Source organism: Pedobacter sp. ASV1-7 (assembly GCF_040203335.1).
Lineage (GTDB): Bacteria > Bacteroidota > Bacteroidia > Sphingobacteriales > Sphingobacteriaceae > Pedobacter.
This window is the reverse complement of the sequence record NZ_JBEHBV010000011.1, coordinates 127,210-141,152: the sequence shown is the minus strand read 5'-3', so window position 1 is coordinate 141,152 and position 13,943 is coordinate 127,210. Positions and strand designations below refer to the sequence as shown.

Here is a 13,943-nt window from a genome sequence, read left to right as displayed (position 1 = left end):
TTTAAATTCTTGAATAACAATTTTAAATAACTTATAATATGAATATAATGAAAGTTGTAGGGATTCTTACGACCCTATTTTTTATTTCCTGTAAGGTCAATGGCCAGACTCCTGTAATCGTTTCAACAGATCCTTTACGTTATGCAGATACTGTAGTAACGGAATTTTGTATGGGATTAGAGAATTCTCCGACAATTTTACCTAATAAAAGCCTGATTTTTAATATTATTTTATTAGGAGAAGGAATGTATCAAAGTAAATACCTGGGTAAGACTCCAAATGGTTCAAATTTATATGATCGTCCACAAAAGTTGCCGGATTGGAGTAAAAAAATCACCTTCAGTAAATTATTCCATCTTGCTAAAAAATCTTCTGAGTTATTTTTATTTGATTCGGAGGAAAAGAAATGGTTCCATTATGATTTTGAAGAAAGTCCTTCTTTAAAAATCTCAAATCCAAGGGTGCTCATTGCAGGGGGGAAGCCTGTTGTTGGAGAGTTTACTATTATGAGGGTAGGGCAAAAGAATATTTTAATAAAAATGTTTAAAAGTCCTAAAAGTGGCTATTATATACCTAATAATAGAAGCCTTTTTGGATACCCTCCTAATCCTGATGCAGGTTTTAACAAAGGCTATGATGAAAAAGGAAAATGGATGGGAGAAAAAAGTATATTTTATATAAGTTATGCCGAACAGATTGAAGGGAAAGATTGGGAATTTGGAGGTTGGAAGCGAATTAAAATAAATGATGAGGATTTTACCTTAACAACATTTTCTAATCAGATCAAATTTCAACAAGTTGATCTGTTGAGGAATAATAGTCCTCAACTTCTTATTTCTCATGATGTAGATGAACTGTCTTTATACAGTTTGAATTATCATTCGGATAAATTGGAGTTTTTGTCTTTAAAGTTACCTAAAGGAATAAAGAAAACTACCGAAGAAGTATATTTTAGTATGCCATTTACCTCAACGATTCCTTATGGAGAGAAAAATAGTGGATTTGTAATTGGCGGAAATCCAGGTATTCTTATTGAATATTTTTGGGATAATAAAAATAAAGCATGGTCTCACAGACCTCTAATGATGCGTGGGGGAGATTTAAACGTAAGAACATTAGCCGTTCCTAACTGGGTTGATTGGGATGGGGATGGCGTTGCTGATATAGTTTCTGGAGACTCATCTGGTTTTTTATGGTTTTTTAAAAACACCGGTACCGATGAAAATCCAGTATGGAAGCCAGGAGTAAAGCTGTCTGCCGCCAACAGAACTATCCATCATCAGGCCGGTTTAACAGGTTCTATACAGGGGCCTAATGAGAAACGATGGGGATATACACAACCGTTAGTGACGGATTGGGATGGAGATGGTTTATTGGATATTGTTTGTAATGATATTACAGGATATTATGTCGTGTATAAAAATATTGGGAAGGTTGGCCAACCGACTTTGAGTTCAGCTGTGTCTTTAATGTTAGATCAAAAACAGTTTAAAGCAGCATGGAGAAGTAAACCTTCATTTTTACCGATGAAGTTTTTAAAGTTAACTGGAGTTAAAGATCAACTTGATCCTCTTTTAGCAATAAACGGGAAAGGGCTTTTGTGTATGTACACTAGAAATAAAAAAAGTCCAAATACACTTATTGAAGAACGCGAATTGTTAAATGTAAAAAATGAACCAGTAAGAATCGTTGGATTTGCCGGCAATGAAGGAAGGGCGACTTTAGGTATTTGTGACATTAACCAGGATGGTGTTTGGGACATTATTTTTGGACAAGGCAACCATATGTATCTATCCAGGGAAGTTCCTCAAGCTTTACCTTATGCTTCAGCCTATGTTATGGTTAATAAAGGAAGCAACGAAACTCCCAGATTTGCAGCACCAGCACCACTTTGTGATAATCAGGGGACTTCAATAAATATGGATAGGCATGGTTGCTGGATTAGCCCAATTATGGATTCTAATTATAAAATAATTGATTTGCTTGTAGGTGGTGAAGATGGAAGATTTTATATCTACAAAAATCCTATTGTTTGTGAATCAAGATAATGGGAAGCGTTATTTTTTGAATATTCTACATTTATAATTTATTATGAAAAAAGCCAGGTATATTTTGGTCATTATTTTAGTGATTTTTTGTACTCAATTTTTAATAGCACAAACTTCAATAACCTCTTATGTTAACCCTTTTATTGGTACAGGATCTGTCGATTCTAGTAGTCTTGCAGGAAATAATTTTCCAGGAGCTACGGTACCTTTTGGTTTTGTGCAACTAAGCCCGGATACGGATCCAAGCCCATCGTATAATTTAGCATCAGGGTATAACTATGGAGATAATACTATAGTAGGATTTAGTCATACGCATTTAAGTGGAACAGGTGTAGCAGATTTTTTTGATCTATTAGTCATGCCCATTTCGGGTGATGTAAAATGGACACCTGGGAATGGATCAGAAAAAAGATCAGGATACCGGTCTGCTTTTTCAAAAAAGGATGAGTTCGCAAAACCTGGTTATTATCGGGTTTTATTACAGGATTATAATGTAAATGCTGAGCTTACAGCAACTGAACACGCCGGTTTTCATAGATATACTTTTCGGGAAAACCAGCCGGCTCATATATTGTTTGATCTTTCCCATTCAATAGACAAGAAAAGGGAAAAATGGCCTGTTGATATTATAGGGTCACAGCTTAGAGTAATAGATCAATACACTATTGAAGGGTATAGAATTATAACAGGGTGGGCCAGATTGAGGAAGCTTTATTTTCATGTAAAATTCTCAAAACCTATAATTAATCACCAAATGGCAAGAGGAAATAAGGTATTTGAAAAACTTCCGATAATAAATGGATTTAATGCTTATAAAGCAAAAGGAGATATCTCAATTAGAGCAGTGTTTGATTTTGACGTAAAGCCCGGTGAACAGGTTCTTTTAAAAGTTGGATTATCTTCGGTAAGTGTTGCTAATGCGAAGGAAAATCTGGAGAAGGAAATTAATGATTGGGATTTTGATGCGGTTACAGCTAAGGCAGATGCACTTTGGGAAAAAGAATTGTCGACCGTTCAAATAGAAGCTACACCTGAAGTCAAAACTATTTTTTATACAGGTCTTTATCATTTGTTTATACAACCCAATGTTACATCCGATATAAATGGAGATTATCAAGCCTCTGATATGACAATAAAGACTGCACCTACTAAAAAACACTATTCGACTTTTTCATTATGGGACACCTATCGGGCAGCACATCCGTTGTATACCTTGTTGAAGCCATCAAAAGACGCTGCATTTATCAATAGTATGATAGCTCATTATGAATCTTATGGCTATTTGCCGATATGGCAATTATGGAATGATGAGAGCTATACTATGATAGGGAATCATGCAATTCCTGTAATCGTAGATGCGGTGCAAAAGGGGATAACGGGATTTGACTTACATAAAGCCTATGAAGCTGTTAAAAACACTTCTATAATAGAACACCCTGGTTCTCCTTTTAAATTATTAGATCAATATGGCTATTTTCCTGAAGATCTTCAAACACAATCTGTTTCCTTAGGCTTGGAAGTTGCTTTTAATGATTGGTGTGTTGCTCAATTTGCAAAAAAGATGGGCTATAAAGATGATTATGATTTCTTTATAAAACGTTCTCAGCTTATAAAAAATATTTACGACAAGAAAACAGGCTTTTTCAGAGGTAAAGACAAAAATGGAAATTGGTTAGAACCATTTGACCCTTTCAAATATGGAGGTAATGGGGGTAGTCCATATACAGAAGCCAATGCCTGGCAATATCTTTGGTATGTGCCACAGGATATTCCCTGGATGATTGAACTATTTGGTGGAAAAGATAAGTTTATAAAGAAGTTGGATGATTTTTTTAGTTTAAAGCAAGGTGAAGATCAAAAAAATCATAATGCATCAGGTTTTATTGGACAATATGCCCATGGAAATGAGCCTAGTCACCACATAGCGTATTTGTATAATACTGTTGACCAAGGGTGGAAAACACAAAAGATGGTTACAGAGATAATGAATAAATTCTATACTACTGAGCCTGCAGGTTATTCTGGAAATGAAGATTGTGGACAGATGTCGGCATGGTATATTTTTAGTGCTTTAGGGTTTTATCCTGTTAATCCAGCAATTGGGAATTACCAATTTGGATCACCAAAATTAAATAAAGCAGTTATCAACTTAGAGAATGGTAAACAATTTTCAATCTTAACTAAGAACTTTAGTGAGCAGAATGTATTTGTCCATTCAATACGATTGAATGGTAAGTTGGTAAAAGAAACTTTTATTTCTCACGATGATATACTAAAAGGTGGTGTTCTTGAGTTTGAAATGGGGAAAAGCCCAAAAAATAAGTTCCAAAATGAATAATTGAAGCTATCAATTTGCTTGAAAAGACTACTAAGTTTCTATGTTTGGTCTCATTTGTCGTTGATTTTCAGTATATTTATATGTATTGAGCTGCTGAATTAATCGTATGAAGAATAAGATTTTATACTTGGTTTTTCTCATTTGTTTCCCATTGATGTTAACTGCTCAAAGGGTTGTGGTGATAAAGATTGATGGTTCAATTAATCCGGTTTCGGCCTCTTTTATTCATGATGGAATTGAAAAGGCAAGCAGAGAAAAAGCAGAATGTTTGGTTATTCAACTCAATACCCCTGGAGGGTTATTGGAATCTACGCGTACTATTGTTAGCGATATTCTGATGTCACGGGTTCCTGTGGTGGTTCACGTTTACCCGTCCGGTGCGCGTGCTGGTTCTGCCGGGGTTTTTATTACCCTTGCAGCTCATATTGCCGCCATGGCACCCGGAACCAATATTGGTGCTGCACATCCCATAAAATTGACTGGCACGGTAGATTCAGTGATGAATGTAAAAGCTACAAATGATGCCGCGGCGTTTATTCGAAGTATAGCTGAAAAACGAAAACGTAATCTAGAATGGTCGGAGGAGGCTGTCAGGAATAGTTTATCTATTACCGAAAATGAAGCATTAGAAAAAAATGTGATCGATTACATAGCTCCAGATGAAAATGCATTGCTTAATCAGATAGATGGCAAAAATCTGGAGCTAAGTTCAGGGGATATTGTATTGCATACAAAAGGAGCAAAAATTCAACATCTGGAGATGAGTGCTTCTGAGAAGCTGCTTAACTTTATAAGTAATCCTGATGTTGCGTATATTTTACTCATGCTCGGCATGGTGGGTATATACTTTGAATTGTTCAACCCGGGAGCTGTGTTACCTGGTGTAGTAGGTGTTATAAGTCTGATCCTTGCTTTTTATGCTATGAATACCTTACCGGTTAATTATGCCGGATTAATGCTGATCATCTTTTCTTTAGTGTTGTTTCTGCTTGAAATTAAGGTGGTTAGTCATGGAGTACTGGCAATAGGAGGCGTAGTTTCTCTGTTCCTTGGATCTATAATGTTATTTAAACCAAGTTCTTCATTGGATATGATTAAGATATCAACAGGAATTATTATTTCAGTTACGGTTTTAAGTACGGTTTTCTTTCTCTTTATAATTGGCCTGGGACTACGGGCACAACGTCTAAAAACAGTGACGGGGATTAATATCTTGCTTGGACAAATTGGAGAAACATTGAGTCAGCTGGATCCTCAGGGACAGCTCCAGGTAAATGGAGAAGTGTGGACTGCAGAATCAACCCTGGGAAAAATTAATAAAGGGGAACTGGTAAAGGTGATAGAGATTAAAGGGCTTACTTTACTGGTGGAGCCACTGAAGCGTGTGGTTTAATTTTATTTCTAATTAAAAGGAGGTGGTTATGTACAATGTGTTTATTATAGTGCTCATTTTTTTTGCAGTTCTGGTACTTTCCAGTGCGATCAGGATACTTCGTGAATATGAAAGAGGGGTTATTTTTCGTTTAGGCAGGGTGCTTGATAAAGGGGCAAAAGGACCAGGTCTGATTCTTTTGATTCCTTTCATAGATAAAATGGTCCGCATATCTCTGCGTATTGTAGTTATGGATGTGCCACCTCAGGATGTGATCACTCGGGATAATGTGTCTATTAAGGTTAATGCTGTAATCTATTTTAGAGTAATAGATCCTCAAAGAGCTGTAGTTGAGGTAGAGAATTTTTTAACGGCTACCTCTCAGTTTTCGCAAACCACATTGCGTAGTGTGTTGGGGCAGTCGGAACTGGATGATTTACTTTCACAGCGGGATAAAATAAACCTGCATCTGCAACAGATAATTGATTTGAAAACGGAGCCATGGGGGATAAAGGTAACAGCTGTTGAGGTGAAACAAATAGACCTTCCTCAGGAAATGCAAAGGGCAATGGCTAAACAGGCCGAGGCAGAACGGGAAAGACGTTCAAAAGTAATTTCTGCTGAAGGGGAGTATCAGGCTTCGCAACGTTTGTCTGACGCTGCAAAAATCTTAAGCGAACAGCCAAGTGCACTGACCTTACGCTACCTGCAAACACTTCGTGAAATTGCTACAGAAAATAATTCAACTACCATTTTTCCTGTTCCCATTGATTTGTTGAAACCTTTTATGCAGCCATCTGTAGAGATTCATTCGAAGGAAGATAAGCCGGTAACAGATACCTGAGTTGAATTGCATATGTAAAAGATATTATCCTACTTTTGCAAGCAAAGAATTGATTATGGACTCAAGCGAATTACGAATCATCAGTTTGTATTAAATGAAGATTTACAACCTATGGACGGCGAAATTGCAATGCCGGGGATTCTTTGTAATAGATAACATAAGCAGTTGCAGATTTTGACTTCATTTCTGCTGTCCACTCATAATTGGTATGAATTAAACCTAGAGGTTTGAATATATGTTCTTTCATATAGCTTGAAAATCTTTCCTTAGTTTTTTCTTCAAGAAGTAATTGTGCAAGCGTGTAGCCACCACCGGAATATTCCCATTTTGTCCCTGGTTCATTTATCAGGCGTACACTTTCCCCATTTCTCTTTGTTTTCCCTTCAAGGGATTCTTCTAAAGTTAGCAATTTGCTTCCTTGCTCAGCTCCTCCATATCCATGTACCGAAAGACCTGCCGTATGACTCAGTATGCGTCGTAATGTAACTTTTGATCGATTGTATGACGATTGTGGTATTTTCCAACGGGTTAAGTATTGATTAATCGGAGCTCCGTTACTGGTTTCTTATCTGCCATATCAGCATAACCGATACATTGTATCCATGCTATCTTTCCATTTCGAATAACTGATACTGCTAATCCTGGAACATGCTCCCTTTTGGTGAGTTCCAAACCTAGTCTTTCAATTTCTTGATAAAGCAAGTCGGATTTTTCAGGTGTTACATTTGTTTTTATTTCCTGCGTTATATTTTTTGTTGATGAACACGAAAAAAGAAACACAATAAATGTGATGAAAAGTAAGGCGTGTTTTCTTCTATTTGGCATAAATGAAAGAAATACTGTCTTGGACAATAAGTCCGCTCATGTTTTGACCTACATACTTAATAGTGTATTTTGAAGGTTTGGTGATGCTATATCCTTTTAAAAGATCGACAGTAATAGAAATACTGTCTTTAGAATTTACAGGTAGGTAACTGTCAGCCGGTGGCGGCATTATTCGTTTCGCCATAGCGCCTTTGTAGTCAACTTCTTCACCAGATGCTGATGTTAAATCCAGGTATTTGCTGATGAATGGTTCAAAAGGAGTATGCCATTTGCAAAAATGTTGTGTAGTATCGGCATTGTTGTATACTGTGAATTTCAGTTCAACCAACTCGCCAGCCTTAACTGTATCTTTCATTGACATCTTTGCGAACAGACCTTTTTCAGCAGTGCTGTCTACAGCTTCAGTTGTTGAGGAGTCTGCCAGATCAGTACTGTTTTGTTCGCTATTATTGTTGATTCCGCAAGATGAGAGTACGAGTACAACAACAATGGATAATAATACTTTAAAGTTTTTCATAGAGTAAAAGTATCTTTTTTGTGCCAGACTTCTCTATTATCTTTATGTGATGTTACCTTTATGTCGAGAGGTGAGATTTTTGAGAATTATTCAGCTGATGGAGAAAATTTCAATAATGATAAACCATAATGGACAAATTTTTTTTAGATTTATTGAACATTAATCATCAACTATAAAAAATGGATGCATCCGTAAATGACCTTTTAGCAAGTAAATACGACATCAGATTATCAAAGCCTGAAGATGCAATCACAATTTTGGAAACTGGGCTCGCCGGCATGATTTTTATTCCGGATGATATTGACGAAAAATTTTTCGATCTAAAAAATGGAGTACTGGGAGAGACATTCCAAAAGCTTGTTAATTACCGTTTTCCTATAGCTGTTGTTCTTCCTGCCGATCACGATTTTGGATTAAGGGTAACTGAATTAGCAAGAGAGCATTCAAAACATCCCATTATCAGATTTTGTCAAGACATTGACGATGCTAAAGCATGGATGACCCAGTTTTTATTCTAATTTGTATTATCTGATTTTAAATATACATTTGGATTCTGATCAAATATAAAATGTCGATAGATAATCCTGTGGAAGAAAAAGAGCTACTGAAGAATTTGAGCAATGGTAATACTTTAGCTTTCGAAAAATTATATTTGAAATATAGTGCCAGAATATATGGTAACATTATTAAACTGGTTAAATCTACTGATGTTGCTGATGATATCCTTCAGGATGTTTTTGTAAAGATATGGGAGAAAAGAGAGTCTATAGATCCGGAGAAATCATTTAAGACTTATCTATTTGTTTGCTCAAGACATATGGTCATTGATTTTTTTAGAAAAGTATCTTTAGAGCAACTTGCAGAGAATTTTTTAAGTGAAAATGGATCTGAGTTGTATAGTCATGTTGAAGAGGATACAGTTTATCGGGAAACGGGAAAGGCTCTGGATAAAATTATTGATCAGCTTCCGGAAAAAAGAAAAATGATATATAAGCTATGTAAAGTTGAAGGACTGAGCTATAAGGTAGTTTCTGAACAACTAAATATATCTATCTCCACAGTACATGATCATGTAGTTAAAGCCGGTCGATTTGTAAAGAAAGAACTGTTAGTTCATGAAGGAAACACAATAACTGGTCTGATTTTCTTGTTGTTATTTAAATAATTAAATCTTTTTGATTTTATTTTCGTTTGGAGCCGACCATATGTCTGTCTCATCCGTATTATATATAAAAGGACCTGAATTGACAACTGAACAAAAGTTTAAAGAAACATTACATAACTACAAAAATGGACAATGTAGCATTGCCGAACTAGAGTGGTTAATGGATTATATACGCTCTTCACAGTCAACTGAGATGATGGACGATGCGATTACCGATGAACTGTTGGAAGAGATTTCAAATGGAGTAACAGATACTCCTGAAATGAGACAAAAGCTTAGCCATTTGTATGCGGGAATAGAAAAGCGGACAAAGGTTAAAGTTGTACAATGGAGAAGATGGTATGCAGCAGCGGCTATCTTGGTAATAACTTTAGGTAGTGTGTTTTTTATGTATCAAAAGGATAAAACCACAATTGAAAATAATGTATCTATTAACAAAATTAAGCCAGGAAGTAACAGGGCTGTGTTAACTCTTGCTAATGGGAGATCGATTGTGCTTAATGCTGCAAAGGAGATGGTTGTGATTGATGGTGATCGGATGCAATATAATGATGGAAGTGAAATCTTACCAAAAGGCACTAAAACGGATTTTTATACAATTTCTACACCTAAAGGCGGACAGTATCAGGTGTTATTAGCAGATGGAACTAAAGTTTGGTTAAATGCTGCAAGTACATTAAAGTATCCTTCTTCTTTTAATGGGGGTAGACGAATTATTGAGTTTGAGGGGGAAGGTTATTTTGAGGTTGTTTCTAATGAACAGAATGGTAAAAAGATGCCATTTATTGTTAAAACTCCTCAACAGGAAATTGAAGTTCTGGGGACCGGGTTTAATGTTAATAATTATCTGGACGAAAAGGTTGTGACCACAACGTTGCTACATGGGCGCGTAAATGTATTTTCAAAGGCAACAGGAAAACAGATGTCCCTTAAGCCTAATCAACAAAGTACTATTAGTACAATCGGTACTGATATGAAGGTTAAGGATATAGATGCAGAAACAAGTGTAGCCTGGAAAAATGGTTACTTTAAATTTGATGAAGCTGATATATGGGTAGTGATGAGGCAATTGAGCCGTTGGTATGACATTGATGTAGAGGTTGATAAATCAGTCCCTGCTTTGAACTTTTCAGGTAAGATAAAACGTAGTGAGTCTTTCAAAAGTCTACTGGATCAACTGAGTTATTTCGGAGTTCGATTTGAAGTCAAGGGTCGAAAAGTATTCGTTGAAAAGAAATAAAAAGAACTAACCAATTTTATAAACCAAATATAACAACCATGATATAGAAAAGAGACCAGACAATTCCAGGAACTTGAAAAACCAGTAACGTGCTCGAACACGTTACTGGAAAATAATCAGGTTTGAAGGGCTGTAGAAACGGCCCAATGTTACGAAATCAACAATTTCAATAAACCTTCATATCACAAATTTATGTATTTTATTAGACTTCTAAACATCCTGGCAAGGATGAGTGTACATGTGATGTATATTAATGAGCAGCCAGGCAAAACGAGGCGATGTCAGTTATTAAATAAATATGTCATTATGCGTATTAATATCGTTGCTCTAATCCTATTTACTTCGCTAATGCAGGCGGGCGCCACAGGTAAAGCGCAAAATATTACCCTGGTTATGCGAAAGGCTGTACTAGAGGAAATATTTAAACAGATTGAAAAGCAAACTCCTTATACCTTTTTAGTGGATAAGAACGAGCTGATCAATACAACTAAAATAAATGTAAATGTAAAGAATTTGCCACTTAAACAGGTTTTGGACCAGTGTTTTGAGGGGCTTCCCATTACTTACAAAATTGTAGATCAGAATGTATTGATTAAGACGACTGACGGTTTACTTGATAGAAATAAGATTTATGGAGTTCAGGACGGGTTGATCAAAGGAACGGTTACAGATGAAAATGGAGAACCCATACCCGGAGTATCTATCCGAATTTTAAATACTAATAGAGTTTATGCTTCTAAAACAGATGGTACGTTTGAATTCAATGCAAAATCAACCGATAATGTCTCTTTTTCTTATGTTGGTTACCAGACGCAAACTATCCCGATTAAAGATGCAGTACAATTGATTGTTAAAATGGTGCCATCAGATAATCAGGATTTAAGTGAGGTAGTTGTATTGGGGTTTGGCCAAACCCAGAAAAAGATAGCCCAGACAGGATCTACCGCTTCAATTACAACCAAAGAACTGAAACAAAGTCCTACAGCAAATATTACCAATGCCTTGGCTGGTAGATTGCCTGGTTTGATTACACTTCAAAGAGGTGGTGAACCAGGTAAGGACGCATCTTTATTGTTTATTCGTGGACGTGCAACAATTAATAATGCAACACCTTTGGTTACGATAGACGGAGTACAAAAGGATTATAGTGCAATTACTTTATTGGATGTCAATGAAATTGAAAGCGTAACTATTCTAAAGGATGCATCAGCCACAGCTTTATATGGTGTTAAAGGAGCAAACGGAGTAATTATTGTAACGACCAAACGTGGTGTGAGTGGAGCTCCACAGATCAATGTTTCAACCGAAACAGGTTTACAAAATCCAATTAATGTACCAGAGTTTTTAGACTCTTATAATTATGCAAAGCTTGCAAATGAAGCATATCTGAACGATAATCCTGGTGGAGTTCCTTTATACAGTGATCAGGTTTTAGAACATTATCGTATTGGTGATAGACCGCTAATTTATCCGAATGTGGATTGGGCGGATCAAATTATGAAAACCGGTATTCAGTCAAGAGTGAATTTCAATATTAATGGAGGTTCTAAGCAGGTAAAATATTTTGTTAACGTAGGTTATTTGGATCAAGGCGGAGTTTATAAGGCGCAAAAAAATGATCTTTATGATCCTAATGCAAATTTTAAACGTTATAATTTCAGGTCTAATGTAGACATTGAGTTTGATAAAGATTTTTCTATAGGCCTGAGTCTATATGGCGCAATTGAAGATAAAAGAAATCCAAACTATACAGATGCTGATATATTCTGGACTTTAATACAGATACCACCAAATTATGGGCCGGTGATGTGGCCTAATGGATATTACAGTTTAGGAAATGATGTACAGAATCCTTTATGGTTACTGAATGAGAGTGGCTATGCGCAATCATTTAACTCTTCCTTGTCTGGAATGTTTACTTTAAATAGAAAGCTGAATTTTATTACTGAGGGCTTATCCTTAAAGGCTAATTATTCTTTTGATGGTTATTTTAAGAATAGTTTAACCAGATGGGCCAGAGCATTACAAGCAAAATATAACAATGGCTATTTTGAAGATCCTTCAAGTTATACATATTTTAATGAAGAATTAGCTTTACAAGCTCCAGCCTCATCTTATTCACAAAACCGGGATGTATGGATGGACTTTTCTTTGAACTACCAACGTAGGTTTGGAAACCACGAAGTGTCAGGTTTATTACTGGCAAACCGTACACAAAGGGTTTTAGGAAATGAGGTCCCATATGTTTCGCAAGGTTTGGTTGGACGTGTGGTTTATAATTACAAATACAAATACTTTGCTGAGGTTAATGGAGCTTATAATGGTACAGATAACTTTGCAAAAAAGAATCGATATGGTCTTTTTCCTGCCTTTTCAGCAGCTTATGTTTTGTCTGAAGAATCCTTTCTTAAAAGTTCGCCAGTTATTAGTTTGTTAAAATTGAGAGGTTCCTACGGAATTGTGGGTAATGATCAGCTTTCAGGAAGACGCTGGCCATTTATTTCAGAGTACCAGGGCTCAGCCGGTTATGTGTTCGGCGAAACACTTTCGAATGCCATAGGGGGTAATTCGGAAGGAGCATTATCAAATCCAAATGTAACCTGGGAAACCGCTGTTAAATCAAATATTGGACTGGAGCTTAATCTTTGGAAGGACCTATTTGCTATTAAGGCAGATGTTTTTATGGAGAGACGTAAGAATATATTGATTAGTAGAAATACTGTTCCTGGAATTATTGGTGCTTCGGGATCACGATTGCCAACGGTAAACTGGGGGAAAGTAAATAATAGTGGGTTCGAGATTGAGCTTAGTCACAGGAATAAGATTGGTCAAGTGAACTATTTTATCAATTCAAATTTCTCTTTAGCTAAAAATAAAATCATGTTTATGGATGAGGCGCCAACTGTATATCCATGGCAGCAGCTTACCGGAAACCCTATAGGATCACTTTATGGTTTAACCTCTATCGGCTTTTTTCAAAGTCAGGAAGAAATAGACAATAGTCCAACTCAATTTGGGAAGGTAATACCTGGCGATATTAAATATGCTGATCTTAATAATGATGGAGTCATTAATAATAATGACGAGGGATTAATAGCGAATAGTAACATTCCGGAAGTTTTTTATGGGGCTTCTGCAGGAATCAATTGGAAAAACTTTGATTTTAGCGTCCTTTTTCAAGGCTCTTCAAATTCTTACCGCCAATTGTCGGGAGTGGCAATCTGGGAGTTTTTTCAAGGTGGTAAAGTTGCAAAATTGCATGAAGGAAGGTGGACACCGGAGAATGCACAAAACGCGACCTATCCTGCTTTACACTACGGAGCGAGTGCAAATAACTTCAGGCCTTCATCATTTTATTTGGACGACACCAGTTATTTAAGGTTGAAGAATGTTGAATTGGGCTACACTTTTAAAAATGTGAAATTATCAGAAGGAAAAAGCCTCTCAAGTATCAGGGTTTATAGTAATGCAATTAACCTGCATACCTGGACTAAGGCCAGGTTGTTTGATCCTGAGAATTATAATGGTTATGGTGCTGTGTATCCCCCAACACGTGTAATAAACTTCGGATTATCAGTAGGATTTTAATCAAGT

General features: G+C 36.3%; 11 protein-coding genes. 8 read left to right on the top strand and 3 right to left on the bottom strand.

Annotated elements, in window-relative coordinates:
* Window positions 1–38 precede the first annotated feature (38 nt).
* The 4 genes from ABDJ41_RS21485 to ABDJ41_RS21470 all read left to right on the top strand — a co-directional run bounded on the left by ABDJ41_RS21485 (window position 39) and on the right by ABDJ41_RS21470 (window position 6,602).
* On the top strand, window positions 39–2,048 hold the full coding sequence (locus tag ABDJ41_RS21485) for an FG-GAP repeat domain-containing protein (protein WP_349788197.1): 2,010 nt from the start codon (window positions 39–41) through the stop codon (window positions 2,046–2,048).
* 43 nt (window positions 2,049–2,091) lie between these two features.
* On the top strand, window positions 2,092–4,386 hold the full coding sequence (locus ABDJ41_RS21480) for a GH92 family glycosyl hydrolase (protein WP_349788196.1): 2,295 nt from the start codon (window positions 2,092–2,094) through the stop codon (window positions 4,384–4,386).
* A gap of 106 nt (window positions 4,387–4,492) precedes the next feature.
* Window positions 4,493–5,779 (top strand): NfeD family protein, encoded by a 1,287-nt coding sequence (locus tag ABDJ41_RS21475; protein ID WP_349788195.1) that lies wholly within the window; start codon window positions 4,493–4,495, stop codon window positions 5,777–5,779.
* A gap of 28 nt (window positions 5,780–5,807) precedes the next feature.
* Window positions 5,808–6,602, top strand: coding sequence for a slipin family protein (locus tag ABDJ41_RS21470; RefSeq protein ID WP_349788194.1), 795 nt, complete (start codon window positions 5,808–5,810; stop codon window positions 6,600–6,602).
* A gap of 109 nt (window positions 6,603–6,711) precedes the next feature.
* Here the strand turns inward: ABDJ41_RS21470 and ABDJ41_RS21465 are convergent, their stop codons facing one another.
* From ABDJ41_RS21465 to ABDJ41_RS21455, 3 genes are read right to left on the bottom strand one after another with little or no spacing between them, the layout of a single operon-like run.
* Window positions 6,712–7,119, bottom strand: coding sequence for a serine hydrolase domain-containing protein (locus ABDJ41_RS21465; RefSeq protein ID WP_349788226.1), 408 nt, complete (start codon window positions 7,117–7,119; stop codon window positions 6,712–6,714).
* A gap of 11 nt (window positions 7,120–7,130) precedes the next feature.
* The gene (locus ABDJ41_RS21460) at window positions 7,131–7,427 is read right to left on the bottom strand and encodes a serine hydrolase family protein (protein WP_349788193.1); all 297 of its coding nucleotides are present in this window, start codon (window positions 7,425–7,427) and stop codon (window positions 7,131–7,133) included.
* The gene (locus ABDJ41_RS21455) at window positions 7,417–7,944 is read right to left on the bottom strand and encodes a protease (protein WP_349788192.1); all 528 of its coding nucleotides are present in this window, start codon (window positions 7,942–7,944) and stop codon (window positions 7,417–7,419) included. The genes ABDJ41_RS21460 and ABDJ41_RS21455 overlap by 11 nt, the downstream gene beginning before the upstream one ends.
* A gap of 179 nt (window positions 7,945–8,123) precedes the next feature.
* Here ABDJ41_RS21455 and ABDJ41_RS21450 point away from each other — a divergent pair, with 179 nt between their 5' ends.
* The 4 genes from ABDJ41_RS21450 to ABDJ41_RS21435 all read left to right on the top strand — a co-directional run bounded on the left by ABDJ41_RS21450 (window position 8,124) and on the right by ABDJ41_RS21435 (window position 13,937).
* Entirely contained in the window at window positions 8,124–8,462 is a 339-nt protein-coding gene (locus ABDJ41_RS21450; protein ID WP_349788191.1) for a DUF4180 domain-containing protein, read from the top strand.
* 50 nt (window positions 8,463–8,512) lie between these two features.
* The gene (locus ABDJ41_RS21445) at window positions 8,513–9,109 is read left to right on the top strand and encodes an RNA polymerase sigma factor (protein ID WP_349788190.1); all 597 of its coding nucleotides are present in this window, start codon (window positions 8,513–8,515) and stop codon (window positions 9,107–9,109) included.
* A gap of 79 nt (window positions 9,110–9,188) precedes the next feature.
* The gene (locus ABDJ41_RS21440; RefSeq protein ID WP_349788189.1) at window positions 9,189–10,349 is read left to right on the top strand and encodes a FecR family protein; all 1,161 of its coding nucleotides are present in this window, start codon (window positions 9,189–9,191) and stop codon (window positions 10,347–10,349) included.
* A 192-nt stretch (window positions 10,350–10,541) separates the two neighbouring features.
* On the top strand, window positions 10,542–13,937 hold the full coding sequence (locus ABDJ41_RS21435; RefSeq protein ID WP_349788188.1) for a TonB-dependent receptor: 3,396 nt from the start codon (window positions 10,542–10,544) through the stop codon (window positions 13,935–13,937).
* Window positions 13,938–13,943 lie beyond the last annotated feature (6 nt).

Bases quoted from the DNA above. Each gene is read 5' to 3' on its own strand.
- ABDJ41_RS21450 (WP_349788191.1), top strand. From the start codon at position 8,124: ATGGATGCATCCGTAAATGACCTTTTAGCAAGTAAATACGACATCAGA.
- ABDJ41_RS21470 (WP_349788194.1), top strand. From the start codon at position 5,808: ATGTACAATGTGTTTATTATAGTGCTCATTTTTTTTGCAGTTCTGGTA.
- ABDJ41_RS21475 (WP_349788195.1), top strand. From the start codon at position 4,493: ATGAAGAATAAGATTTTATACTTGGTTTTTCTCATTTGTTTCCCATTG.
- ABDJ41_RS21485 (WP_349788197.1), top strand. From the start codon at position 39: ATGAATATAATGAAAGTTGTAGGGATTCTTACGACCCTATTTTTTATT.
- ABDJ41_RS21460 (WP_349788193.1), bottom strand. From the start codon at position 7,427: ATGCCAAATAGAAGAAAACACGCCTTACTTTTCATCACATTTATTGTG.
- ABDJ41_RS21435 (WP_349788188.1), top strand. From the start codon at position 10,542: ATGTATTTTATTAGACTTCTAAACATCCTGGCAAGGATGAGTGTACAT.
- ABDJ41_RS21480 (WP_349788196.1), top strand. From the start codon at position 2,092: ATGAAAAAAGCCAGGTATATTTTGGTCATTATTTTAGTGATTTTTTGT.
- ABDJ41_RS21455 (WP_349788192.1), bottom strand. From the start codon at position 7,944: ATGAAAAACTTTAAAGTATTATTATCCATTGTTGTTGTACTCGTACTC.
- ABDJ41_RS21445 (WP_349788190.1), top strand. From the start codon at position 8,513: ATGTCGATAGATAATCCTGTGGAAGAAAAAGAGCTACTGAAGAATTTG.